Origin of the sequence: Pseudomonas sp. IPO3749 (assembly GCF_013386605.1) — a bacterium.
GTDB lineage: Bacteria > Pseudomonadota > Gammaproteobacteria > Pseudomonadales > Pseudomonadaceae > Aquipseudomonas > Aquipseudomonas azotoformans_A.
On record NZ_JACARN010000038.1, the window covers coordinates 1 to 23310 of the forward strand.

Below are 23310 nucleotides of genomic sequence, written 5' to 3' on the forward strand. Positions count from 1 at the left end.
CTACGAGCCCAATGCCTGGGGCAACAACAAATGCGACATGGTCACGCCTAAAGACGGGCTGGCCATCAAGCAGGCGGAAAGCAAATGACCTCTCACAAGGCGTTTACCGCGACCCGCCCCGCCCACCCGCTTGCAGGAGAACGGCCATGAGCGCTGTGATCGATGACCATGGTCACGCCGACCATGCCCACGGCCCCGCCAAGGGGTTGATGCGGTGGGTGCTGACCACCAACCACAAAGACATCGGCACCATGTACCTATGGTTCGCCTTCGCCATGTTCCTGCTTGGCGGCTCGTTCGCCATGGTGATCCGGGCCGAGTTGTTCCAGCCCGGCCTGCAGATCGTGCAGCCGGCGTTCTTCAACCAGATGACCACTATGCACGGGCTGATCATGGTGTTCGGCGCGGTGATGCCGGCATTCGTCGGCCTGGCCAACTGGATGATCCCGTTGATGATCGGCGCGCCCGACATGGCCCTGCCGCGCATGAACAACTTCAGTTTCTGGCTGTTGCCGGCGGCGTTCCTGCTGCTGGTTTCGACGCTGTTTACGCCCGGCGGAGGGCCGAACTTCGGCTGGACCTTCTACGCGCCGCTCTCCACTACCTACGCGCCGGAAAGCGTGACGTTCTTTATCTTCGCGATCCACCTGATGGGCATCAGTTCGATCATGGGCGCGATCAACGTGGTCGCCACCATCCTCAACCTGCGTGCGCCCGGCATGACCTTGATGAAAATGCCGTTGTTCGTGTGGACGTGGCTGATCACCGCGTTCCTGCTGATCGCGGTGATGCCGGTGCTGGCGGGCTGCGTGACCATGATGCTGATGGATATCCACTTCGGCACCAGCTTCTTCAGTGCGGCCGGCGGTGGTGACCCGGTGTTGTTCCAGCACGTGTTCTGGTTCTTCGGTCACCCTGAGGTGTACATCATGATCCTGCCGGCCTTCGGTGCCGTCAGCTCGATCATCCCGACCTTCTCGCGCAAGCCGTTGTTCGGCTACACCTCGATGGTCTACGCCACGGCGAGCATCGCCTTCCTGTCGTTTATCGTGTGGGCGCATCACATGTTCGTGGTGGGCATTCCGCTGGTGGGCGAGTTGTTCTTCATGTACGCCACGCTGCTGATCGCCGTGCCCACGGGTGTGAAGGTGTTCAACTGGGTCAGCACCATGTGGCAAGGCTCGCTGACCTTCGAGACGCCGATGCTGTTTGCCGTGGCCTTTGTGATCCTGTTCACCATCGGCGGGTTCTCCGGGCTGATGCTGGCGATTGCCCCGGCGGACTTCCAGTACCACGACACCTATTTCGTGGTGGCGCATTTCCATTACGTACTGGTGCCCGGCGCGATCTTCGGCATCTTCGCCTCAGCCTACTACTGGCTGCCGAAATGGACCGGCCACATGTACGACGAAACCCTGGGCAAACTGCACTTCTGGCTGTCCTTCGTGGGCATGAACATGGCGTTTTTCCCAATGCACTTCGTCGGGCTGGCGGGCATGCCGCGCCGGGTGCCGGACTACAACCTGCAGTTCGCCGACTTCAACATGGTTTCTTCGATTGGCGCGTTCATGTTTGGCGCCACGCAGATCTTCTTCCTGTTCATTGTGATCAAGTGCATCCGTGGCGGCCCGCCGGCACCCGCCAAACCGTGGGATGGCGCTGAAGGCCTGGAGTGGAGCGTCCCGTCACCGGCGCCATACCACACCTTTACCACGCCGCCGGAGGTCAAATGAACAGGATGACGGGAGGCGGCCATGGCTGAGTCCGTGCCCACCAAGCGCCTGGTCACCCGCCTGCTGATCCTGGTGGTGGCGATGTTCGCCTTCGGCTTTGCACTGGTGCCGATCTACGACGTGATGTGCAAGGCGTTCGGCATCAACGGCAAGACAGCCGGGCAGTACGAGGGCTCGCAGGTGGTGGACCCAACGCGCCAGGTTCGCGTGCAGTTTTTGTCCACCAACGCCATCGACATGGTCTGGGATTTTTATGCCAAGGCTGACGAAGTGGTGGTCAATCCGGGGGCGGTGACCGAGATGCTGTTCGTGGCCCACAACCCCACCGACAAGCCGATGACGGCCCAGGCTGTGCCCAGTATTTCCCCGGCCGAAGCGGCGATGTATTTCCACAAGACCGAGTGCTTTTGCTTCACCCAGCAAGTGCTGCAACCGGGCCAGCGCATCGAGATGCCGGTGCGTTTCATTGTCGACCGCGACATGCCCAAGGATGTGAAGCATCTGACCCTGGCGTACACGCTGTTTGATATCACTGCGCGCCAACCGCCGGTGGCTGCCCACAGCGGCGGCTAGCTACTGTTTGCCCCCTCAATCAGGAGAGCGAATACATGTCGTCTCATGATACGTACTACGTACCAGCGCAAAGCAAATGGCCAATAATTGCCACGTTTGGCCTGTTGATCACGGTGTACGGACTGGGTCTGTGGTTCAACGACCTTAAAGCCGCGCGGGCGGAATCCCACGGCCCGTGGATCTTTTTCGTCGGCGGGCTGTTGTTGGCCTACATGCTGTTCGGCTGGTTCGGCGCGGTGATCAAGGAAAGCCGCGCCGGTTTGTACAGTTCGCAGATGGACCGCTCGTTCCGCTGGGGCATGACCTGGTTCATCTTTTCCGAGGTGATGTTCTTTATCGCCTTCTTCGGTGCGCTGTTTTACGTGCGCCACATGTCGGCGCCCTGGCTGGCGGGTGAAGGCTCAAAGGGCGTCGCACATATGCTGTGGCCGAACTTCGAGTTTGCCTGGCCGTTGCTGAATAACCCCGACCCGAAAATGTACCCGGCACCGGAAGGCACCATCAGCCCGTGGGGCCTGCCGCTGGTGAACACCATTCTGCTGGTGAGCTCCAGCGTGACCATCACCATCGCCCACCACGCGCTGCGTAAAGGCCATCGTGGCGCGCTGAAAATCTGGCTGGCGATCACTGTGCTGTTGGGCCTGGCGTTCCTGGGGTTTCAGGCCGAGGAATACATCCACGCCTATAAAGAGCTGGGCCTGACCTTGGGCTCCGGCGTGTACGGCGCGACGTTCTTCATGCTCACCGGGTTCCACGGCGCTCACGTCACCATCGGCACGATCATTCTGTTCGTGATGCTGATGCGAATCCTCAAAGGGCATTTCAATGCCGAGCACCAGTTCGGTTTCGAGGCGGCCAGTTGGTATTGGCACTTTGTGGATGTGGTGTGGATCGGCCTGTTTTTCTTCGTCTATGTGCTGTGAGGCGCTTTACCACGGCGCATGAGACACCAGTTGGCCGCTGAAAAAGCCCCAGGCGATCAGCGCTACGGTGATCACGGCCAGTACGACACGCACGGTCAAGGCAGTGACGAGGCGATTGGAGTTGCCCTCGTCCTTGACCAGGAAGAACAAGCCACTGAACAGGCTCACGACGGTCGCGATCAGCATCAGGGCAATAGCGGCTTTGAGCATGGTCGGGCTCCAACGGGATGGGCGGGCAATGAAAACAAGTATAGCCAGCGCCATAAAATGCTTTCGGCCGGGAATCGCACCGACATTGGTGGTGTTGGTGCTGCTGCCGTTGATGGTCGGCCTGGGGTTCTGGCAGTTGTCTCGCGGCCATGAAAAACAGCTGCTGGTGGACAGCTACGCCGAGCGGCGCGCGGCAGATCCGATCAGCAGCGCGCAACTTAGCTACATGGCTGACCCGGCCTTCCGCCGCGTTCGTCTGCGCGGCCAATTCGACGCCGGACACAGCGTATTCCTCGATAACCGCATGCGCGACGGCAAGGCCGGCGTAGAGCTGCTGCAACCCTTCCACGACCAGGCCAGTGGCCTGTGGCTGTTGCTCAATCGCGGTTGGCTGCCCTGGCCGGATCGGCGCACGCCACCCGCCTTCACCACGCCGGATCAGCCGGTGAATCTCGATGCCTGGGTGTACGTCGCCCCTGGCGAAACCTTCCAGCTGCACCCGGATCCGGCGACCGCGCAATGGCCGCGCCTGCTGACAGCCTTGCACCCCGCCGCGCTCTGGGCCGAGTTGGGTCGCAACGGTTTCGCCTATGAGTTGCGGGCCGAAGCCGGCCCCGGCACCTACGAAACCACCTGGCCGATCGTCGCGATGGGCCCGGAAAAACACCTGGCGTATGCCGTGCAATGGTTCGCCATGTCGCTGGCGTTGCTGGCGCTTTATCTCTACCTCGGATGGCATAACAAAAAGGAGAAGCCCCATGGGAGCGGCCACGAATCCACTCAACATGTCTGAAGCCCCGAATCGGCGTAAAGGCCGTTGGCAGTTGATCCTGATCCTGATGATGGTGATCGGCCCGATGGCGCTGGCCACCTTTATGTACAAGCTGCAGTTCTGGGTGCCGGACAGCCGCAGCTACCACGGCGAGATGATCGGCAACGGCCAGACCCGCGGTGATATTGGCGTACAGGCCGATGAGCAGCGCTGGCAACTGCTGGTGACCGCGCCCACTGCCTGTGCAGCGGATTGCCAGCAATTGGTGTACCTCGCACGCCAACTGCAAATCAGCCTGGGTCGTGATGCCTCTCGTGCCAGCCATGCCTTGGCCAGCGCGCAGCCGGTGAGCGCGGAGTACGAGGCCAAGCTGAAAATTGAATACCCGCAGCTGCAACGCTACCCGCTGGACTTGTCGACCTTCAGCAAAGACGCTGCCGCGCCGGGTGATGCGCAACTGTGGATCGTCGATCCCCACGGCAACCTGGTGCTGCGCTACGACGCGAAGGTCAAGGGCAAGGATTTGCTCAACGACCTGCGCCACCTGCTGAAACTGTCGAACATCGGATAAGGGCACCGTCATGGCCAAACCTGGATTTCGCCTCGCGTTGTTTGCCACCTTGCTGGCGCTGATTGTCGTGCTGCTCGGCGCCTATACGCGCCTGACCCACGCCGGCCTGGGTTGCCCGGATTGGCCGGGCTGCTACGGCTTCATCAGCGTGCCCAAGACCGAAGCCCAGTTGGCTCATGCCGAGCTGCACTTTCCCGATACGCCGGTGGAGGCCGACAAGGGCTGGGCCGAGATGACCCATCGTTATTTCGCTGGCACCCTGGGCTTGCTGATCGTGTTGCTGGCCGCGCGTTCGTGGAGCCATCGGCGCGATCCGGGCCAGCCGGTGAAGCTGCCGCTGTTCCTGTTGGCGGTGGTGTTTGCCCAGGCGGCGTTTGGCATGTGGACGGTGACACTGAAGTTATGGCCGCAAGTGGTGACGGGGCATTTATTGGGCGGCTTTGCGACCTTGAGCCTGCTGTTTCTGCTGACCCTGCGCTTGTCCGGTGTATTGCCCGCGTTGATCGTGCCCAAGCGCCTGCAATATTGGGCGACGGCGGGCCTGGTGCTGGTGATCGGCCAGATCGCGCTGGGGGGCTGGGTCAGTTCCAACTACGCGGCGGTGGCCTGTATCGATCTACCGACATGCCATGGCGAATGGTGGCCGGCGGCGGATTTCGCCAATGGCTTTCATCTGACCCAGCACATCGGGCCCAATTACTTGGGCGGGCAACTGGACAGCGAGGCGCGCACGGCCATCCACCTGACCCACCGCATCGGCGCCGTCATCGTTAGCCTGGTGCTGCTGGGCCTGGCCTGGCAACTGCGTGCAGTGGGCATGACACGCCTGGCCGGCTTGCTGCTGATCGCCCTGGCGGCGCAAATCTGCCTGGGCCTGAGCAATGTGTATTTCCACTTGCCGCTGCCGGTGGCGGTCGGGCACAACGCTGGCGGTGCGGCCTTGTTGCTGACGCTGGTACTGGTCAACTACCACGCCCGCACCAGCCTGGTCCGGGTGCGCAACCAACTGCCGTTCGGCTGGCGTTTTATCCCACGCAAACACGTATCGGGCCTCATCACCCTTAAAGGAGAGATGCCATGGCGACCTTGATCGGCGCGCGTCACGGCCAGGCGATCTGGCGTGACTACCTGGAGCTGACCAAGCCGAAAGTGGTGGTGTTGATGCTCATCACCTCCTTGGTAGGGATGTTCCTGGCAACCCGTGCGGGCGTGCCATGGACGGTGCTGGTGTTCGGCAACCTGGGGATAGCCCTGTGTGCGGGCGGCGCGGCGGCGGTGAATCACGTGGTGGACCGGCGGATCGATGCCGTAATGGCGCGTACCCATAAGCGGCCGCTGGCGGAGGGGCGTGTATCGCCGCTGGCGGCGCTGGCCTTTGCATTGTTTCTGGCTGTTGCGGGATTGGCGCTGCTGTTGGCGTTCACCAACCCGCTGGCGGCCTGGCTGACCTTGGCTTCGCTGCTCGGCTACGCCGTGATCTACACCGGCTTTCTCAAGCGGGCGACGCCGCAGAATATCGTCATCGGCGGCCTGGCTGGCGCGGCGCCGCCGCTGTTGGGATGGGTGGCTGTCACCGGGCACGTCAGCGCAGAGCCCCTGTTGCTGGTGCTGATCATCTTCGCCTGGACCCCGCCGCACTTCTGGGCCCTGGCCATTCACCGCAAGGAGGAATACGCCAAGGCTGATATCCCGATGTTGCCGGTCACCCACGGCGAGCATTACACCAAGGTGCATATCCTGCTCTACACCTTCGCCCTGCTGGCAGTGAGCCTGATGCCCTATGTGATCCACATGAGCGGCCTGCTCTACCTTGCGTGCGCGCTGGTATTGGGCGGGCGCTTTCTGCAATGGGCCTGGGTGTTGTACCGTGGCGGTCGGCCGCACGCGGCGATCAACACCTTCAAGTACTCTATCTGGTACTTGCTGCTGCTGTTTATCGCGCTGCTCCTCGACCACTACCTACTGTTGAACCTATGACTCGAACTCAAAAAACTGTCTTCATCCTGGTGGCCCTGGTGGCATTGATCATGGGCCTGACCGTCAACAAAGTGCTTTCGGGCAAAGGCCAGGGCGATCCCACCGCCTTGATCGACGCCGGCATCATCCTGTTGCCGCAAAGCCGTCAGTTGCCGCCGGTGACCATGACCAATCAGGAAGGCCAGCCGGTGGTGGTCAACGAATTGAAAGGCAAGTGGAGCCTGTTGTTCTTCGGCTACACCTTCTGCCCGGACATCTGCCCGACCACCCTCGCCCAGCTGCGCCAGATCAAGAGCGAGTTGCCCAAGGAGGTTGTGGATAAGTTGCAGGTGATTTTGGTCAGCGTCGATCCGCATCGCGACACGCCGACTCAGCTCAAGCAGTACCTGGGTTACTTCGATCCGCAGTTTGTCGGGTTGACCGGTGCGAATGTCGAGGAGGTGCAGAAGGTGTCGAATGCGGTGAGCATTCCGTTCATTCCGGCCGATACCAGCAAACCCAACTACACCGTTGACCACAGCGGCAACCTGGCGCTGATCGGGCCGGATGGGACCCAGCGCGGGTTCATCCGTGCGCCGTTGAACAACCAGAAGCTGGTGGCGCAGTTGCCCGGTTTGCTCCAGCGTAAATAAGTCGGACGCCGACCCAGCTAGCACCACAAAACAAATGTGGGAGCTGGCTTGCCTGCGATAGCGGTGTGCCAGTCAACATCTTCATCGACTGATACACCGCATTCGCGAGCAAGCCCGCTCCCACATTTTTTGATCTTCGGTGTTACAAAGATTGGTCGAGATCAGAACGCTGGCTTGATCGCGCCTTTGTACTTCTCTTCGATGAATTTCTTCACTTCAGGCGTGTGCAGGGCTGCAACCAGCTTCTTCACGGCGTCCGAGTCTTTGTTGTCTTCGCGGGTCACCAGGATGTTCACGTAAGGCGAGTCGCTGCCTTCGATGACCAGCGCATCCTTGGATGGGTCCAGCTTGGCTTCCAGCGCGTAGTTGGTGTTGATCAGCGCCAGGTCGACCTGGGTCAGCACGCGCGGCAGGGTGGCGGCTTCCAGTTCGCGGAACTTCAGGTTTTTGCTGTTACCGGTGATGTCCTTGATGGTCGACAGGATGTTGGTCGGGTCCTTCAGGGTGATCAGGCCATTCTTGGCCAGCAGCAACAGGGCGCGGCCGCCGTTGGTGGCGTCGTTCGGGATGACCACGTTGGCGCCGCTTGGCAGCTCGTCCAGCTTCTTGTACTTGCTGGAGTAGGCGCCCAGAGGTTCCAGGTGCACAGCGCCAACGCTCACCAGGTGAGTGCCCTTGGCTTTGTTGAACTCATCCAGGTACGGCTGGTGCTGGAAGAAGTTGGCGTCCAAGCGCTTTTCAGCGACTTGTACGTTCGGCTGCACGTAGTCGGTGAAGACTTTGACCTGCAGGTCTACGCCTTCTTTGGCGAGGGCAGGTTTCACGAATTCGAGGATTTGCGCATGCGGCACTGGCGAAGCAGCGACCTTGAGGGTCTCGGCGTGGGCGGAAAACGCGGCAACGGCGGCGAAAGCAACCAGTAGTTTTTTCATCCAACAAGCTCCTTGTTCGGGCATGTACCGGCGTGCGGCCGGCAATGGCCGTTATTTTCGAGAAAAGTGCACCACCAGCTTGTCGCCGACGGTTTGCAGAATTTGCACTAGGATCACCAGCATCACCACGGTGACCACCATTACATTGTCTTGGAAGCGCTGGTAACCGAAACGGATCGCCAGGTCGCCCAGGCCACCGGCACCTACCACGCCGGCCATCGCCGTGTAGGAAACCAGTGTAATCGCCGTTACGGTAATTGCCGCAAAAATGCCGGGGCGTGCTTCGGGCAGCAAGGCGTTGGTGATGATCTGGCGCGTGCTGGCACCCATCGACTGCGTGGCCTCGATGATGCCGCGGTCCACTTCACGCAGGGCAGTTTCCACCAGGCGTGCAAAGAACGGTGTTGCGCCGATAACCAGCGGCGGAATCGCGCCCGCAACGCCCAGCGAGGTGGGCTCGTCCATGTATATGCCAGTGATCAGTTTGGTTAATGGAATCATCACGATCAGCAGGATGATGAACGGCAGCGAACGCAGGATGTTTACGATCAGCGACAGAAAGGCGTACAAGCCTTTCTGCTCGAACAGCTGACGTGGGCTGGTCAAGAACAGCAGCACACCTATGGGCAGGCCCAGCACGACCGTGAAGAACAGCGAACCGAACAGCATGGTCATGGTATCGCCGGTGGCGAGCCAGATTTCGGACCAGTCGATGTCGGCGAAGAAATTCAGGAACAGGTCCATTAGCGCAGCACCTCCATATGAACGTCAGCCGCGGTGAAGCGCGCAAAGGCAGCTTCCATGTCGCCACCGGTGACGGCGAGGGTCAATTGCCCATAAGGGATGTCTTTGATGCGGTCGATACGACCGGCGAGGATGCTGTAGTCCACACCCGTTTCGCGGGCGACGGTGCCCAGCAATGGCGCGTAGGTCGCGTCCCCTTGGAACGTCAGGCGCACGATGCGGCCTGGGACGTGGGCGAAGTCGTCGCGTTGCTCGTTTTCGTCGACCTGCTCGGACTCTTGCACGAAGCGCTTGGTGGTCGGGTGCTTGGGATGCAGGAACACATCGGCCACCGAGCCTTGCTCGACGATCACGCCCGCGTCCATTACGGCCACCTGGTCGCAGACGCGGCGGATCACGTCCATTTCATGGGTGATCAACACGATGGTCAGCTTCAACTCGCGGTTGATCTCGGCCAGCAGTTGCAGCACCGAGGCGGTGGTCTGCGGGTCGAGGGCGCTGGTGGCTTCGTCGCACAGCAGGATCTTCGGCTTGGTCGCCAGGGCGCGGGCGATGCCGACGCGTTGCTTCTGGCCACCGGACAACTGCGCCGGGTATTTCTTGGCGTGGTCCGACAAGCCTACACGGGCGAGCAATTCGGCGACACGCAGGTCAATGTCCTTGCGCGACAATTCGCCGGCCAGGGTCAGTGGCAGTGCCACGTTATCGGCGACGGTCTTGGACGCCAGCAGGTTGAAGTGCTGGAAAATCATCCCGACCTGCTGCCGGAAACGGCGTAGGCCGTTGGCGTCCAGGGCGGTGACTTCTTCGCCGTCCACCGTGATCTGGCCGCCGCTCGGTTCTTCAAGGCGGTTGATCAGGCGCAGCAGTGTACTTTTGCCCGCGCCGGAATGACCGATCAGACCAAACACCTGGCCGTTCTCGACGGTCAGGCTGGTGGGGTGCAGCGCGGGAATATCCCTACCGGCGACGCGGTAGGTTTTATGGACGTTTTGAAACTCGATCACGTAGCGAACCTTGTGGGGCGCATGGAAAAGGGATCAGCGGTTAGCCGGGCGCGCATTTTAGCCTGTCCGTATAGCGTTTCTTAGCATTTATTTCGCATTCATCCAGCGATTTGGCAATAACGCGATCAAAGGTCATAAAAAAGGAACGGCCCAAAACCCCATCAGTCACTACTTAAGCAATGCGATTCCCGGGTGCCGTGCCTGGGTCTGAATAAGGAGTTTTGACTGATGAGTACGAAAAAGCCAAAGAGCGAACTCGCCGGAACCGACACCCTGGACCGTAGCAACACCAATGCCAAGCTGGATGCCTTGGAAGAATTCCGCTCCGACGCTACCGGCCAGGCCCTGCGGACCAACCAGGGTGTGAAGATCTCCGACAACCAGAACAGCTTGAAGGTCGGCGCGCGCGGGCCTTCGCTGCTCGAAGATTTCATCATGCGTGAAAAGATCACGCATTTTGACCATGAGCGCATCCCGGAGCGCATCGTGCATGCGCGCGGCACCGGCGCCCATGGTTATTTCCAGACCTATGAGAACCATTCGGCACTGACCAAGGCCGGTTTCCTGCGTGATCCTGGGCATAAAACCCCGGTGTTCCTGCGCTTTTCCACCGTGCAAGGCCCGCGTGGCTCGGGTGATACGGTGCGCGACGTGCGTGGTTTTGCCGTGAAGTTCTTCACCGACGAGGGCAACTTCGACCTGGTCGGCAACAACATGCCGGTGTTTTTCATTCAGGATGCGATCAAGTTTCCCGACTTTGTCCACGCGGTGAAACCCGAGCCCCACAACGAGATTCCTACCGGCGGTTCGGCTCACGATACTTTCTGGGACTTTGTGTCGCTGCAGCCGGAATCGGCGCATATGGTGATTTGGGCAATGTCCGACCGGGCGATTCCTAAAAGCCTACGGGCCATGCAGGGCTTTGGCGTACATACCTTTCGCTTCATCAACGCCGAAGGGACGTCCAACTTCGTTAAATTCCACTGGCGACCTACCGCCGGCACCTGCTCGCTGGTGTGGGACGAAGCGCAAAAGCTTGCCGGTAAAGATACCGACTACCACCGTCGTGATCTGTGGGAAGCGATTGAGATGGGCGATTACCCCGAGTGGGAATTGGGCGTGCAGGTGATTCCTGAGGATAAGGAGCATGCGTTCGACTTCGACATCCTCGACCCGACCAAGCTCATCCCGGAAGAACTGGTGCCTATCACTCCGCTGGGCAAGATGGTGCTGAACCGCAACCCGGACAACTTCTTTGCTGAAGTCGAGCAAGTCGCCTTCTGCCCAGGCCACATCGTGCCGGGGATCGACTTCTCCAATGACCCATTGTTGCAGGGCCGTCTGTTTTCCTACACCGATACGCAGATCAGCCGACTCGGTGGCCCGAACTTTCATGAGCTGCCGATCAACCGCCCGGTGGCGCCTTTCCACAATGGCCAGCGCGATGCCATGCACCGCACCACTATCGACAAAGGGCGTGCGGCCTACGAGCCCAACTCCATCGATGGCGGCTGGCCCAAGGAAACCCCGCCTGCGGCGCAGGACGGCGGCTTCGAGTCGTACCATGAGCGCATCGATGCCCATAAGGTGCGTGAGCGTAGCGAGTCGTTCGGCGATCACTTCTCCCAGGCGCGGCTGTTTTTCCACAGCATGAGCAAGCATGAACAGGAACACATCATTGCGGCCTACAGCTTTGAGCTGGGCAAGGTGGAGCGTGAGTTCATTCGCGCGCGCCAGGTGAATGAGATCCTCGCCAACATCGACCTTGAACTGGCCAAGCGTGTGGCGCAGAACCTGGGCTTGCCGGTGCCGAAGAAAGGCACGGTGCCGGAGCGCAAGACGTCGCTGTCGCGTTCACCGGCCTTGAGCCAGGCGAACTTGTTGTCGGGCGATATCAAGACGCGCAAGGTGGCGATACTCGCGGCTAACGGTGTGGATGGCGCGGCGATCGAGGCCTTGAAGAAAGTGCTGAAGGCCGAAGGCGCCCACGCCAAATTGCTCGGGCCGACCTCGGCACCGGTCACCACGGCGGACGGCAAGAGTTTGCCGGTGGATGCGTCCATGGAGGGCTTGCCGTCCGTGGCGTTCGACGCGGTGTTTGTACCCGGCGGCGCCAAGTCGGTGAAAGCGTTGAGCGAGGACGGCGTGGCGTTGCATTACCTGCTGGAGGCTTACAAGCATCTGAAGGCGATTGCGGTGGTGGGCGAGGCCAAGCAGTTGCTGGAGCTGTTGAAGCTGGAAGTTGATGCGGGGTTGATCGTCGGTGGGGATGCCAAGGCATTGAAGGCGTTTGTGGCGGCGATTGCCCAGCATCGGGTCTGGGATCGGGAGCCGAAGGCCAAGGCGATTCCGGCTTAAGCGTTAAAAGGATCGCTCCCACTGGGTGGGAGCGATCATCTTTTCTTACTCCGCCTTGCGCGGAATCAGCACCACCTGCGCCGGAATGTGTTTCAAGATCTGCCGGTGAATCTTCAGGTCATACCCCGAATCAATTCGCTTCACCCGTTTGGTCAGCAACGTGGCCAACCACGGGTAATCCTGGGTGCGCGGCGCCTGGATGGTCACATCGCACTGGTAATTCACCACGTCGGTGGCGATAGCATCCAGTTGATGGCGCAGTGCTTCAATATCAGTGAGGTTCAGCGCCACGGTAGTGCTTGGCGCTGCCGGGTCGATGACCTTGGCAGCAGGCTTGGCTTCGGCGGCCTTCAGGTCGGCTTCGGCTTTATCCAGCTCGGCCTTGCGCGCATGGCTGATTGCACTGTTCACGCCGCCGGTCAGTGCGGGCGCCTTGGGCATCAGCGCGCGGGCGCGGCTCAGGGCGGTCGCGGCGGCGTTGACGTCACCCTTTTGCAGCACGATCTGGCTGCGCTGCAGGTAGGCTTCCGCCAATTGACGCTGATAGTTTTCCAGCGCCGCGTCGTTGGGCGACTGGGCTTGCAGTGCCGCCAGTTGGTCTTCGGCGGTGGCCAGCTCGCTGCTGGCCAGGTTTTGTTCCAGCTGCGCGATGGCCGCAGCGCGTGCGTCCGGGGCCTCGGGGGCGGCGGGCGGTGTGCTTTGACAGGCGCCCAGCAGCAAGGAAAATGCGGCAAGGAGCAGATAACGGGAGGTGAACGGCTTCATTCCTGCGACTCTCTATTTGCGCAAAAAGCGAGCAAGTCTACACCCCTCGACGGGGCAGGACAAAACTCAGCAGAAACAGGGCGGCGGCCGTGACCACAATCGATGGCCCGGCCGGCGTGTCCTTGAACCAGGACAACGCCAGGCCCCCGCACACCGCAAGCATCCCCAGCAAACTTGCGCCGATGGCCATCTGCTCCGGCGAACGGGCATGGCGCTGGGCGGCGGCTGCGGGAATGATCAGCAGCGACGTGATCAACAATACGCCGACAATCTTCATCGCGACAGCAATCACCACGGCGATCAACAACATCAGGGCCATGCGCAGGCTCGGCACGGGCAAACCTTCCACCGTGGCCAGCTCTTCATGCACGGTGATTGCCAGCAATGGGCGCCACAAGGCCACCAGCAAGACCAGCACGGCTGCGCTGCCGCCGAGAATCCACGCAAGGTCGGTGGTGCTGATTGCCAGCAGGTCGCCGAACAAGTAGGCCATCAGGTCGATGCGCACTTCATGCATGAAGCTCAGCACCACCAGGCCCAGGGACAGCGTGCTGGGCGCCAGGATGCCCAGCAAGGTGTCTGAGGCCAGCGGCTGGCGCTGTTGCAGGGTCACCAGCAGCACCGCCAGTAACAGGCAGCCGACGGTCACGGCGATGGTCGGGCTGACATCCAGCAGGAAGCCCATCGCAACGCCCAACAACGCAGCGTGCGACAACGTGTCGCCAAAATAGGCCATGCGCCGCCAGACCACGAACGAACCCAGTGGGCCCGCCACCAACGCCAAAGCCAAGCCTGCCAGCAGGGCGTAGAGCAGAAAATCAGCCATGCTTGCAGCTATCTCCATGAACGTGGGTATGAGGTGTGGTGGGATCGTCGACTACGGCGCCATGCAGGTCATGGGCGTGGTCGTGATGGTGGTGGTAGATCGCCAGGCTCTGGGCGTTCTTGCCGAACAGCTCGACGAAGGCCGGGTCGCCGCTGACTTGTTCCGGGTGGCCGGAGCAGCACACGTGACGGTTGAGGCACACCACCTGGTCGGTGGTACTCATCACCAGGTGCAAATCGTGGGACACCATCAACACGCCGCAGCCATGGCGATCGCGCAGTCGGGTGATCAGGCTGTACAGCTCGGCCTGGCCGGCGACGTCGACGCCTTGCACGGGCTCATCCAGCACCAGCAGTTCCGGCTCGCGCAACAGGGCGCGGGCCAGCAGTACGCGCTGCATCTCGCCGCCGGAGATGCTTTGCACCGGGCTGTCGATCACCTGTTCGGCGCCGACTTCCTTGAGCGCCGCTTGCGCGCGGGCACGGTCCACGCCCGGCACCAGGCGCAGGAAGCGCAACACGGACAATGGCAGGGTTGGATCCACGTGCAGCTTCTGCGGCATGTAGCCGACGCGCAGCTTGGGCTTGCGCCACACACTGCCGGTGTCGGGCTTGAGCAGGCCGAGTACGGCGCGCACCAGGGTGGTCTTGCCGGCGCCGTTGGGCCCGATCAAGGTGACAATCTGCCCAGGCTCCACGCTTAGCGCGATGTTATCCAGCACGGCTTGCCCGGCGAACGTGACCCCGACCTGTTCCAGGCGGATTAACGCGTTGCTCATCAAGCCCCCTGGCAGCCCGCGCACAGGCCGACCACTTCGACCGTTTGCCCTTCGACCCGGAAACCGACGTCGGCAGAGCTCTTGATGATGGCGTCGCTGATGCTTTTTTGTTCAAGCTCGATGGCGGCGTGGCACTCGCGGCAGATCAGGAACTGGCCCTGGTGTGCATGTTCCGGGTGGCTGCAGCCGACGAAGGCGTTCAGCGAGGCGATGCGATGCACCAGGCCGTTTTCCAGCAGGAAATCCAGCGCGCGGTACACGGTCGGCGGCGCGGCGCGGCGGCCATCCTGCTCGCTGAGCACGCCCAGGATGTCGTAGGCGCCCAGCGGCTTATGGCTCTGCCACACCAACTCCAGCACGCGACGACGCAGGGCGGTCAGGCGTAGACCCTTCTGTGTGCACAGGGTATCGGCCTCCGACAGCGCGGTATGCACGCAGTGAGAGTGGTCGTGGGGACGGCTGGCAAGCGGTGTTTTAGGCATGAGCGGCGACAGACATTTGATAGAGACGTTATTATGTTACCCGTTCCTACGCCATTGAGTGGTCATCGTGTCCCGACTTTTTCCCGTTTTTGTCGTATTTGTCACCAGTTTGTTCGTCGCGAGCGCCGCTCAGGCCGAGGTCAAGGTGCTGACCAGCATCAAACCGTTGCAGTTGATCGCCGCGGCCGTGCAGGACGGTGTGGCAGTTCCCGAGGTGTTATTGCCGCCGGGTGCGTCGCCGCATAACTATGCGTTGCGTCCATCCGACGTACGGCGCGTGCAGTCGGTGGACCTGCTGTACTGGATCGGCGCGGATATGGAGAGTTTCCTGCCGCGCGTGCTGAAAGGTCGTACGGCCGCGACAGTGGCAGTGCAGGATCTGCCAGGCATGAAGTTGCGTCGTTTTGCCGAAGATAGCCACTCACACGCCGATGAAGCCGACGAACACGACCACGATCACCGCCCAGGCAGCCTGGATGCGCATCTGTGGCTGTCGACGGTGAACGCTCGGGTGATTGCGGCGCGCATGGCAGCTGACCTGGCTGCCGCCGACCCGGCCAATGCTGCGCGTTACCAGACCAACGTGAAGGCCTTCAATGAGCGCCTGGATGCCCTGGATGCTCGCCTGAAAGCCCGCCTGGCGCCGATTGATGGCAAGCCTTACTTCGTCTTCCACGAAGCCTTCGATTATTTCGAAGACGCCTACGGCCTCAAGCACACCGGCGTGTTCAGCGTGGCTGCTGAGGTACAACCCGGCGCCCAGCATGTGGCGGCGATGCGTACGCGTTTGCAGGAAGTGGGCAAGACCTGCGTGTTCAGCGAGCCGCCGTTGCGTCCGCGCCTGGCTGAAACGCTGGTCTCCGGTTTGCCGGTGAAGCTGGCGGAGTTGGATGCGCTGGGTGGTTACACCCCGGCTACCGCTCAGGGCTATGAGCAGGTGTTGGAGAAGTTGGGCAATGATTTGGCGGGTTGCCTGGAGTCCTTGTAGAAGCCGGCAAGCCGGCTCCTGCAAAGGTTAGAGTGCGAAGGGCAGGTGCACGGTAACCTGCTGACGCTGCACCAACCGATGCTCGAACTCCGCCGGGTCATGGATCAACACGTCCTGCCCGGCGAACGATTCAGCCGCGATCAGGCGTGACAACCAGAACCGTACACAGGCCACGCGCAGCATCGTCGGCCACAACTCGGCTTCCTTGGCGGTAAACGGCCGCAGGCTCGCATAAGCCCCCAGCAATGCCCGTGCGCGTTGCCCATCGATCACGCCATCCGCGTCCGAACACCAGTCATTCAGGGCGATTGCCACGTCGTACAGCATCGGACCGGAGCAGGCGTTGTAGAAGTCGATCAGCCCTGTAAGGTGCGTCCCTTCGAACATCGCGTTGTCGCGGAACAGGTCGGCGTGCACGTTGGCGCGTGGCAGCGCGAGGATCTCAGCCTTGTGGGCTGCGATCTCGGTCAGTGCATCCTGCAGCAGGTGTTGTTGTGCGTCGTTCAAGTGCGAAATCAACTGCCCGCCTTCGCTGAGCATCCAGTCCAGGCCGCGATCGGTCTTGCGCTCCAACACCTTTTCACCTTGGGTTGCCAGGTGCAGATGGCCCAGCAGGTCACCGACCTGGGCGCAGTGCTGCGCGTTGGCATCCTTGATGTGCTTGCCGGCCAGGCGCGGTTGCAGCAGTGCGGGTTTGCCTTTCAGCTCGCGCAGGGCCACGCCGTCGGTGGTGCGCAGGGCGTAGGGCACGGGCAGGTCGGCGTCGTGGAGCACGTCGAGCAGTTCGATGAAGAACGGCATTTCCGCGACCGGGCCACGTTCAACCAGGGTCAGGACGAACTCGCCCTGCTCCAGGCTGATAAAGAAATTGGTGTTTTCACTACCGGCGGCAATCCCCTGGAAGTCGATCAGGCGGCCGAGGCCGTAAGGGGCGAGAAAGGTTTCCAGCTCGGGCCGAGCCAGGGGGGTGAACACAGACATGGTTAAAACTGCCAGTACGGGCGCCGCAGTGCGCGACGCCAATTTAAGTTAAGAAATCATTTCCATTCGAAAATCTTCCATGACGGGATCAGCATATCCGGCTGGTCAGAGCGGATGAAGTTCGCATCGGTTCCGTCTGCGCGCACCAGGAAGTACGGAGGCGCGCCCTTCGGCGTTACCTTGATCGCATACAGGAAGCCGTTTTGGCGGTACTCCTGGATGGTCTTGTCGCCTTCCGTGCGAATGGTCACTTCCGGATCACCCCCAGGGGCGCTGTCTGCCGCCATGGCAGCCATCGGAGCGAGTGCAATCAAGCCGGTGAACAGCAGGCGATTGAATGTACGCATGATAACCTTGTCCCTTTGTCGTCATTGGTCCGGCTATTCTAGCGCCTGACCCGCCGAAAAGGTTGATTCTGCTCATGAGCCAAGCACCCCTCGTCCTGGTGGACGGTTCTTCTTATCTGTACCGCGCCTTCCACGCGTTGCCACCGCTGACCACCTCCAAAGGCCTGCCCACCGGTGCGGTCAAGGGCGTGTTGAACATGCTCAAAAGCCTGCGCAAGCAGTATCCGGGCAGCCCGTTCGCGGTGGTGTTCGACGCCAAGGGTGGGACCTTTCGCGATGACATGTACGCCGAATACAAGGCCAACCGCCCGAGCATGCCCGATGACATGCGCCTGCAGATCGAGCCCCTGCACCAGAGCGTGATCGCCCTGGGTTTCCCATTGCTCTGCGTCGAAGGCGTCGAGGCCGATGACGTCATCGGCACCCTGGCCCGTAGCAGCGCGGCTGCCAACCGCCCGGTGGTGATCTCGACCGGTGACAAGGACATGGCGCAGCTGGTCGACGGGCACATTACCTTGGTCAACACCATGACCGGTAGCGCGATGGACATTGAGGGCGTAAAGGAGAAATTCGGCGTCGCACCGGAGCAGATCATCGACTACCTGGCGTTGATGGGCGATTCGTCCGACAACATTCCAGGCGTTCCGGGCATTGGTCCCAAGACGGCATCCGGCCTGCTCGTCGGCGTGAACGGCGGCATCAAAGAGCTCTATGAACAGTTGGATATCGTGCCGACCCTGCCTATCCGTGGCGCCAAAACCCTGCCGGCCAAGCTGGAAGAGCATCGCGAGAGTGCGTTTCTTTCCTACCAGTTGGCTACGATCAAGTGCGACGTACCGCTGGATGTCGGCCTGGATGACCTGCACCTGATCGAGCCTGATCGCGAAAAGCTGCTGGAGCTGTACTCGCTGCTGGAATTCAAGAGCTGGATTGACGAGATCCAGCGTGACGCCAAGCGTGTGGAGCTCAAGGCGGCGCCTGCTGTTGAGGAAGTGGTCGAGGCAGTGGCGCCAGCAGAGGCGAGCTACACCACGATTCTCGACCAGGCGACCTTCGACATCTGGTTGAAGAAGCTCAACGAGGCGAAGTTGATCGCCTTCGACACCGAAACCACCGGTATCGACGCCCAACAGGCGCAGTTGGTCGGTGTTTCCTTCGCCGTCCAGCCCCATGAAGCGGCCTACATCCCGCTGACCCACTCCTACATCGGCGCGCCGGAGCAGTTGGATCGCGACACCGTGCTGCTGGCCCTCAAGCCGCTGCTGGAAGATCCGACCAAGCTCAAGGTCGGCCAACATGCCAAGTTCGACATGAACATCCTCGCTAACTGTGCCATTGGTGGCGATCCGGCGAATGGCATTACCGTGCGCGGCATCGCCTTCGACACCATGCTTGAATCCTATGTGCTCAATTCCACCGCCACCCGCCACGACATGGACAGCCTGGCCAAGAAGTACCTGGACTACGACACCGTCGCTTTCCAGGACATCGCCGGCAAAGGCGCCAAGCAGCTGACGTTCGACCAGATCGCGCTGGAGCAGGCTGGCCCATATGCGGCGGAAGACGCCGATATCACCTTGCGCCTGCACCAGGCGCTGTTTGCGCAACTGGCGGCCATCCCGAGCCTGGCGAGTGTGCTCACGGAGATTGAAATCCCATTGGTGCCGGTGTTGGCGCGTATCGAGCGCCAGGGTGCGCTGGTCGACAAGGATTTGCTGGGCATCCAGAGCATCGAGCTGGGCAACAAGATGGTCGAGCTGGAACGCCAGGCGTTCGAGATCGCCGGCGAGGAATTCAACCTGGGCTCGCCCAAGCAGCTCGGCGCGATCCTTTACGAGAAACTTGGCCTGCCGGTACTGAAGAAAACCGGCAAGGGCCAGGCCTCCACAGCCGAAGAAGTGCTGGCCAAATTGGCTGAAGATGACTACCCACTGCCCAAGGTGCTGATGCAGTACCGCAGCATGAGCAAGCTGAAAAGCACCTACACCGACCGCCTGCCGGAGCAGATCAACCCGCGCACCGGGCGCATCCACACGTCCTATCACCAGGCGGTGGCGGCCACCGGGCGCTTGTCGTCCAGTGATCCGAACCTGCAGAACATCCCGGTGCGTACCGCCGAAGGGCGGCGCATTCGCCAGGCGTTCGTCGCGCCCAAGGGCTACAAAATGTTGGCGGCGGACTACTCGCAGATCGAGCTGCGGATCATGGCGCACCTGTCCAAGGACGAAGGCCTGATGAACGCCTTCCGCGACAACCTGGACGTGCATACCGCCACGGCGGCAGAAGTGTTCAAGGTCGAGCTGGGCGAGGTCACTTCGGATCAGCGTCGCAGTGCCAAGGCGATCAACTTCGGCCTGATCTACGGCATGGGCGCGCAGAAGCTGGGCAAGGACATTGGCGTCGATACCAAGACGGCCAAGGCGTATATCGATGTGTATTTCGCCCGTTATCCCGGCGTGCGCGAATACATGGAGCGCACCCGTGCCCAGGCGGCTGATCAAGGTTATGTCGAGACCTTCTTCGGCCGTCGCCTGTACTTGCCGGACATCAACTCCAACAAGCCCCAGGAGCGCGCAGCGGCAGAACGTACCGCGATCAACGCGCCGATGCAGGGCACGGCGGCGGATATCATCAAGAAGGCCATGGTGCGAGTGGATAACTGGCTGACTGAGTCAGGCCTGGATGCCAAGGTGATCCTGCAGGTGCACGATGAACTGGTGTTGGAGGTGCGTGAGGACCTGGTGGCGCAAGTCAGCGAGAAGATTCGCGAACACATGAGCGCTGCCGCACAGCTGGATGTACCGCTGCTGGTGGAAGTGGGCGTGGGCAACAACTGGGACGAAGCGCACTGAGTCCGGGACTCTGCCATCACCTTGCGTGGTGGCAGAGTGCTTTAGTGCGGAAATCGCCGTCGGTTATTTCAAATAGTTTTTCGAACCTGCCGGAACTTAACCCGTGAACTGCTACTCAGAGTTACTGAATGGGTGGTGAAGCCCTTCAATGCTCCTATGTTGTGTTAAGTGTTGGCAGATATCTGGACCCCGCCCTAGCGGTCCGGAACTTGAACCCCGAACTTCCCCTCCCCATAAGAAGTCCGGGGTTTTTTTTGCCTGCAGAAAAGTTACTCGGCCAGTTCCGCGCCCTTGTCGGCCAATTCCATCCAGCCTGCCAGCACGGTGTAGGCCTCTTCCAGGCCCATGCGTTTTGGTGCCGAGAACAGCTGGATGGTGATCGCGTCACCCCAACCCTTACGGATTTCGGACTGCACTTTGAGCAGGGTGTTCTTGGCTGCGCCGTAGGTCAGCTTGTCGGCCTTGGTCAGCAGGATATGCATCGGCATGCCGCTGGCGACGGCCCAGTCGAGCATCAACAGGTCGAAGTCGGTCATCGGATGGCGGATGTCCATCATCAGAATCAAACCCTTCAAACTCTCGCGGCCACCCAGGTAAGCCTCTAGGTGACGCTGCCAGTGCAGCTTCAACGGGATAGGGACTTTTGCGTATCCGTAGCCCGGCAGGTCGACCAGACGCCGATCATCGTCTAGCTTGAAGAAATTGAGGAGTTGCGTGCGGCCCGGGGTTTTCGAGGTGCGTGCCAGGCTGGCGTGGGTCAGGGTGTTCAACGCGCTGGACTTGCCAGCGTTGGAACGACCGGCAAAAGCGACTTCAAAACCCTCGTCATCGGGGCATTGGTCAACTTTGGCGGCGCTGAGCATGAACGTGGACTGTTGGCACAGACCGAGGATGGGATTCTTGAGTTGCATGAGATTTCCGATGTGGGCGGTGCCGAAAAAGGGTGCGGCAAGCGGTGTCGTTTCCGTTTCAGTAGCGCCAGTATATAATGCCGCAGATTTTGTGTGTGCTTTGTCCCAGCGAAGGATGAGGTTCACGGGAGCGATAGACCTTTATTGCGCATTAGAACGCAAAACGCTCTCAAACCCTGAAATGGTCGACGTATGACCAAGTGGTTGCTCGCTATCGGTGTCCTGGTCCCGCTTTACGGCGCTCAGGCTACACAGGATCCGGAAGCGGTGTACAACCGAGTTTGCGTGGCTTGCCATGCCGGTCAGTTGCCCAACGCCCCCAGACGGGGTGACCGGGCAGCCTGGGCGCCAAGACTGGCGCAGGGCATGGACACGCTGGTGCAACACGTGACCCAGGGTTTCAAGGCAATGCCGCCGCGTGGTTTGTGCATGGACTGCAGTACTGAGGATTACCAGGCCGTCATTCAGTTGATGGTGAGTAAACCCGGTAGATAACTCTTAAACCCCTTAGCCGTAGTTGGATTAGCTGATGAACAAACTGATCGTGAGTCTGCTGTTGACCTTGGGCATCACCGGTGTTGCCCATGCTGCAGGCGACGCTACAGCGGGCCAGGCGAAAGCCGCCGTGTGTGGTGCTTGCCATGGACCGGATGGTAACAGCCCGGCGCCGAACTTCCCCAAACTGGCCGGCCAGGGCGAGCGTTACCTGACCAAGCAGATGCAGGATATCAAGTCCGGCAAGCGCACGGTCCTGGAAATGACCGGCTTGTTGACCAACCTCAGCGATCAGGACCTGGCAGACATCGCGGCATATTTTGCCAGCCAGAAGGGCAGTGTGGGAGCTGCCGATCCGAAACTGGTGGCCCGTGGCGAGAAACTGTTCCGCGGCGGCGACCTGGAAAAAGGCCTGCCGGCCTGCACCGGTTGCCACTCGCCCAATGGCGCGGGCATCGCCGCCGCCGGCTTCCCGCACCTGAGCGGCCAGCACGCGACCTACATCGCCAAGCAGTTGACCGATTTCCGCAAGGAAGAGGCCGGGCGAGCCAACGATGGCGACGCGGCAATCATGCGTACCATCGCCCGTAAGCTGAGTGATGAAGACATTGCGGCGGTCTCCAGCTACATCCAGGGCCTGCACTGAGGTGCACGCAACGTTAACACTCGATTAATCCCGCGATGCAAGCATAAAAAGGGTGGCCCAGGCCGCCCTTTTTTGTGGCCGGTGCCGTTACACTAACGAACTCATGCCCGCGTAGACCTGTCACAACAAAGGTCGCGTGAGGCGACTTTATTTGTCCAGGAGTAAAGCATGCGTAATCTGATCCTCAGCGCCGCTCTCGTCACTGCCAGCCTCTTCGGCATGACCGCACAAGCTGCCGACGTGCCGCTTGAAGCCGGTAAAACCTACGTTGAATTGGCCAACCCGGTTCCGGTTTCGGAGCCAGGCAAGATCGAAGTGGTGGAGCTGTTCTGGTACGGCTGCCCGCATTGCTACGCCTTTGAGCCGACCATCAACCCATGGGTTGAGAAACTGCCCAAGGACGTCAACTTCAAACGCATCCCAGCCATGTTCGGCGGCCCATGGGATGCCCACGGCCAGCTGTTCCTGACTCTGGAAGCCATGGGTGTGGAGCACAAGGTCCACAACGCGGTATTCGACGCGATCCAGAAGCAAGGCAAGCGCCTGACCAAGCCAGACGAAATGGCTGACTTCGTGGCCACCCAAGGTGTCGACAAGGACAAGTTCCTGGCCACCTTCAACTCCTTCGCCATCCAGGGCCAGATCAAACAGGCTAAAGAACTGGCGCAGAAGTACGGCGTGCAAGGCGTTCCGACCATGATCGTCAACGGCAAATACCGTTTCGACCTGGGCACCTCCGGTGGTCCTGAGCAGACCCTCAATGTTGCCGACCAGCTGATCGCCAAAGAGCGCGCAGCCAAGTAAGGG

The 23310-nt window shown here is 60.9% G+C and carries 25 protein-coding genes; 14 read left to right on the plus strand and 11 right to left on the minus strand.

Going from position 1 to position 23310, the window contains the following annotated elements; genetic code table 11:
- Positions 1 to 146 precede the first annotated feature (146 nt).
- Genes ctaD through HX812_RS15805 form a run of 3 tightly spaced genes read left to right on the plus strand, consistent with a single transcriptional unit; the run spans position 147 to position 3229 of the window.
- A complete protein-coding gene (ctaD, locus tag HX812_RS15795) occupies positions 147 to 1733 on the plus strand; it encodes a cytochrome c oxidase subunit I (RefSeq protein ID WP_033899208.1) in 1587 nt (528 codons plus the stop codon).
- A gap of 21 nt (positions 1734 to 1754) precedes the next feature.
- Positions 1755 to 2306, plus strand: coding sequence for a cytochrome c oxidase assembly protein (locus HX812_RS15800; RefSeq protein ID WP_038851106.1), 552 nt, complete (start codon positions 1755 to 1757; stop codon positions 2304 to 2306).
- Between the two features lie 35 nt (positions 2307 to 2341).
- The gene (locus HX812_RS15805) at positions 2342 to 3229 is read left to right on the plus strand and encodes a cytochrome c oxidase subunit 3 (protein WP_016978773.1); all 888 of its coding nucleotides are present in this window, start codon (positions 2342 to 2344) and stop codon (positions 3227 to 3229) included.
- A 6-nt stretch (positions 3230 to 3235) separates the two neighbouring features.
- Here HX812_RS15805 and HX812_RS15810 read toward each other — a convergent pair whose 3' ends face one another.
- Complete coding sequence (locus tag HX812_RS15810) at positions 3236 to 3439, minus strand: twin transmembrane helix small protein (protein WP_016978774.1); 204 nt, start codon at positions 3437 to 3439, stop codon at positions 3236 to 3238.
- A 28-nt stretch (positions 3440 to 3467) separates the two neighbouring features.
- On the opposite strand from HX812_RS15810, the gene HX812_RS15815 reads away from it, so the two are divergent.
- The 5 genes from HX812_RS15815 to HX812_RS15835 are packed head-to-tail and all read left to right on the plus strand — an operon-like array spanning position 3468 to position 7391.
- Positions 3468 to 4232 (plus strand): SURF1 family protein, encoded by a 765-nt coding sequence (locus tag HX812_RS15815; RefSeq protein ID WP_038851108.1) that lies wholly within the window; start codon positions 3468 to 3470, stop codon positions 4230 to 4232.
- The gene (locus HX812_RS15820) at positions 4198 to 4782 is read left to right on the plus strand and encodes a hypothetical protein (protein ID WP_038851110.1); all 585 of its coding nucleotides are present in this window, start codon (positions 4198 to 4200) and stop codon (positions 4780 to 4782) included. The genes HX812_RS15815 and HX812_RS15820 overlap by 35 nt, the downstream gene beginning before the upstream one ends.
- A 10-nt stretch (positions 4783 to 4792) precedes the next feature.
- On the plus strand, positions 4793 to 5872 hold the full coding sequence (locus tag HX812_RS15825; RefSeq protein WP_033899218.1) for a heme A synthase: 1080 nt from the start codon (positions 4793 to 4795) through the stop codon (positions 5870 to 5872).
- Positions 5860 to 6759, plus strand: coding sequence for a heme o synthase (cyoE, locus tag HX812_RS15830; RefSeq protein ID WP_038851113.1), 900 nt, complete (start codon positions 5860 to 5862; stop codon positions 6757 to 6759). The genes HX812_RS15825 and cyoE overlap by 13 nt, the downstream gene beginning before the upstream one ends.
- Entirely contained in the window at positions 6756 to 7391 is a 636-nt protein-coding gene (locus HX812_RS15835) for an SCO family protein (RefSeq protein ID WP_038851114.1), read from the plus strand. The genes cyoE and HX812_RS15835 overlap by 4 nt, the downstream gene beginning before the upstream one ends.
- Positions 7392 to 7552: 161 nt before the next feature.
- Here the strand turns inward: HX812_RS15835 and HX812_RS15840 are convergent, their stop codons facing one another.
- The 3 genes from HX812_RS15840 to HX812_RS15850 are packed head-to-tail and all read right to left on the minus strand — an operon-like array spanning position 7553 to position 10074.
- Entirely contained in the window at positions 7553 to 8323 is a 771-nt protein-coding gene (locus tag HX812_RS15840) for a MetQ/NlpA family ABC transporter substrate-binding protein (RefSeq protein ID WP_038851115.1), read from the minus strand.
- A 51-nt stretch (positions 8324 to 8374) separates the two neighbouring features.
- A complete protein-coding gene (locus HX812_RS15845) occupies positions 8375 to 9067 on the minus strand; it encodes a methionine ABC transporter permease (RefSeq protein WP_038851116.1) in 693 nt (230 codons plus the stop codon).
- Positions 9067 to 10074, minus strand: coding sequence for a methionine ABC transporter ATP-binding protein (locus HX812_RS15850; RefSeq protein WP_038851118.1), 1008 nt, complete (start codon positions 10072 to 10074; stop codon positions 9067 to 9069). Before HX812_RS15850 ends, HX812_RS15845 begins: the two co-directional genes overlap by 1 nt.
- A 228-nt stretch (positions 10075 to 10302) precedes the next feature.
- On the opposite strand from HX812_RS15850, the gene katE reads away from it, so the two are divergent.
- Positions 10303 to 12432, plus strand: coding sequence for a catalase HPII (gene katE / locus HX812_RS15855; RefSeq protein ID WP_038851119.1), 2130 nt, complete (start codon positions 10303 to 10305; stop codon positions 12430 to 12432).
- Positions 12433 to 12477: 45 nt separating this feature from the next.
- Here the strand turns inward: katE and HX812_RS15860 are convergent, their stop codons facing one another.
- From HX812_RS15860 to HX812_RS15875, 4 genes are read right to left on the minus strand one after another with little or no spacing between them, the layout of a single operon-like run.
- A complete protein-coding gene (locus tag HX812_RS15860; RefSeq protein ID WP_038851121.1) occupies positions 12478 to 13197 on the minus strand; it encodes a PA5502 family lipoprotein in 720 nt (239 codons plus the stop codon).
- Positions 13198 to 13234: 37 nt separating this feature from the next.
- The gene (znuB, locus tag HX812_RS15865; RefSeq protein WP_010207821.1) at positions 13235 to 14023 is read right to left on the minus strand and encodes a zinc ABC transporter permease subunit ZnuB; all 789 of its coding nucleotides are present in this window, start codon (positions 14021 to 14023) and stop codon (positions 13235 to 13237) included.
- Positions 14016 to 14801 carry a zinc ABC transporter ATP-binding protein ZnuC gene (gene znuC, locus HX812_RS15870; RefSeq protein ID WP_038851122.1) on the minus strand — a complete coding sequence of 262 codons (786 nt, stop codon included), beginning with the start codon at positions 14799 to 14801 and terminating at the stop codon, positions 14016 to 14018. Before znuC ends, znuB begins: the two co-directional genes overlap by 8 nt.
- Positions 14801 to 15283, minus strand: coding sequence for a Fur family transcriptional regulator (locus HX812_RS15875; protein ID WP_028618648.1), 483 nt, complete (start codon positions 15281 to 15283; stop codon positions 14801 to 14803). The genes znuC and HX812_RS15875 overlap by 1 nt, the downstream gene beginning before the upstream one ends.
- A 58-nt stretch (positions 15284 to 15341) precedes the next feature.
- Between HX812_RS15875 and znuA the strand changes: the two genes are divergently transcribed.
- Entirely contained in the window at positions 15342 to 16271 is a 930-nt protein-coding gene (znuA, locus tag HX812_RS15880) for a zinc ABC transporter substrate-binding protein ZnuA (protein WP_038851124.1), read from the plus strand.
- Positions 16272 to 16298: 27 nt separating this feature from the next.
- On the opposite strand, the gene HX812_RS15885 is transcribed toward znuA, so the two are convergent.
- Complete coding sequence (locus HX812_RS15885; protein WP_038851126.1) at positions 16299 to 17252, minus strand: homoserine kinase; 954 nt, start codon at positions 17250 to 17252, stop codon at positions 16299 to 16301.
- 56 nt (positions 17253 to 17308) lie between these two features.
- Positions 17309 to 17599 carry a DUF2782 domain-containing protein gene (locus HX812_RS15890; protein WP_038851128.1) on the minus strand — a complete coding sequence of 97 codons (291 nt, stop codon included), beginning with the start codon at positions 17597 to 17599 and terminating at the stop codon, positions 17309 to 17311.
- Positions 17600 to 17673: 74 nt separating this feature from the next.
- Here HX812_RS15890 and polA point away from each other — a divergent pair, with 74 nt between their 5' ends.
- Complete coding sequence (gene polA / locus HX812_RS15895; protein WP_038851129.1) at positions 17674 to 20451, plus strand: DNA polymerase I; 2778 nt, start codon at positions 17674 to 17676, stop codon at positions 20449 to 20451.
- Between the two features lie 269 nt (positions 20452 to 20720).
- On the opposite strand, the gene yihA is transcribed toward polA, so the two are convergent.
- On the minus strand, positions 20721 to 21362 hold the full coding sequence (gene yihA, locus HX812_RS15900; protein WP_010207832.1) for a ribosome biogenesis GTP-binding protein YihA/YsxC: 642 nt from the start codon (positions 21360 to 21362) through the stop codon (positions 20721 to 20723).
- A 192-nt stretch (positions 21363 to 21554) separates the two neighbouring features.
- Here yihA and HX812_RS15905 point away from each other — a divergent pair, with 192 nt between their 5' ends.
- The 3 genes from HX812_RS15905 (at position 21555) to dsbA (ending at position 23307) form a co-directional block, all read left to right on the plus strand.
- Positions 21555 to 21857: a cytochrome c5 family protein gene (locus tag HX812_RS15905; protein WP_038851130.1), complete on the plus strand. Its 303-nt coding sequence runs from the start codon at positions 21555 to 21557 to the stop codon at positions 21855 to 21857.
- Between the two features lie 34 nt (positions 21858 to 21891).
- On the plus strand, positions 21892 to 22503 hold the full coding sequence (locus tag HX812_RS15910) for a cytochrome c4 (RefSeq protein WP_016978792.1): 612 nt from the start codon (positions 21892 to 21894) through the stop codon (positions 22501 to 22503).
- 168 nt (positions 22504 to 22671) lie between these two features.
- Positions 22672 to 23307 (plus strand): thiol:disulfide interchange protein DsbA, encoded by a 636-nt coding sequence (gene dsbA / locus HX812_RS15915; RefSeq protein ID WP_033899253.1) that lies wholly within the window; start codon positions 22672 to 22674, stop codon positions 23305 to 23307.
- Positions 23308 to 23310: the final 3 nt, after the last annotated feature.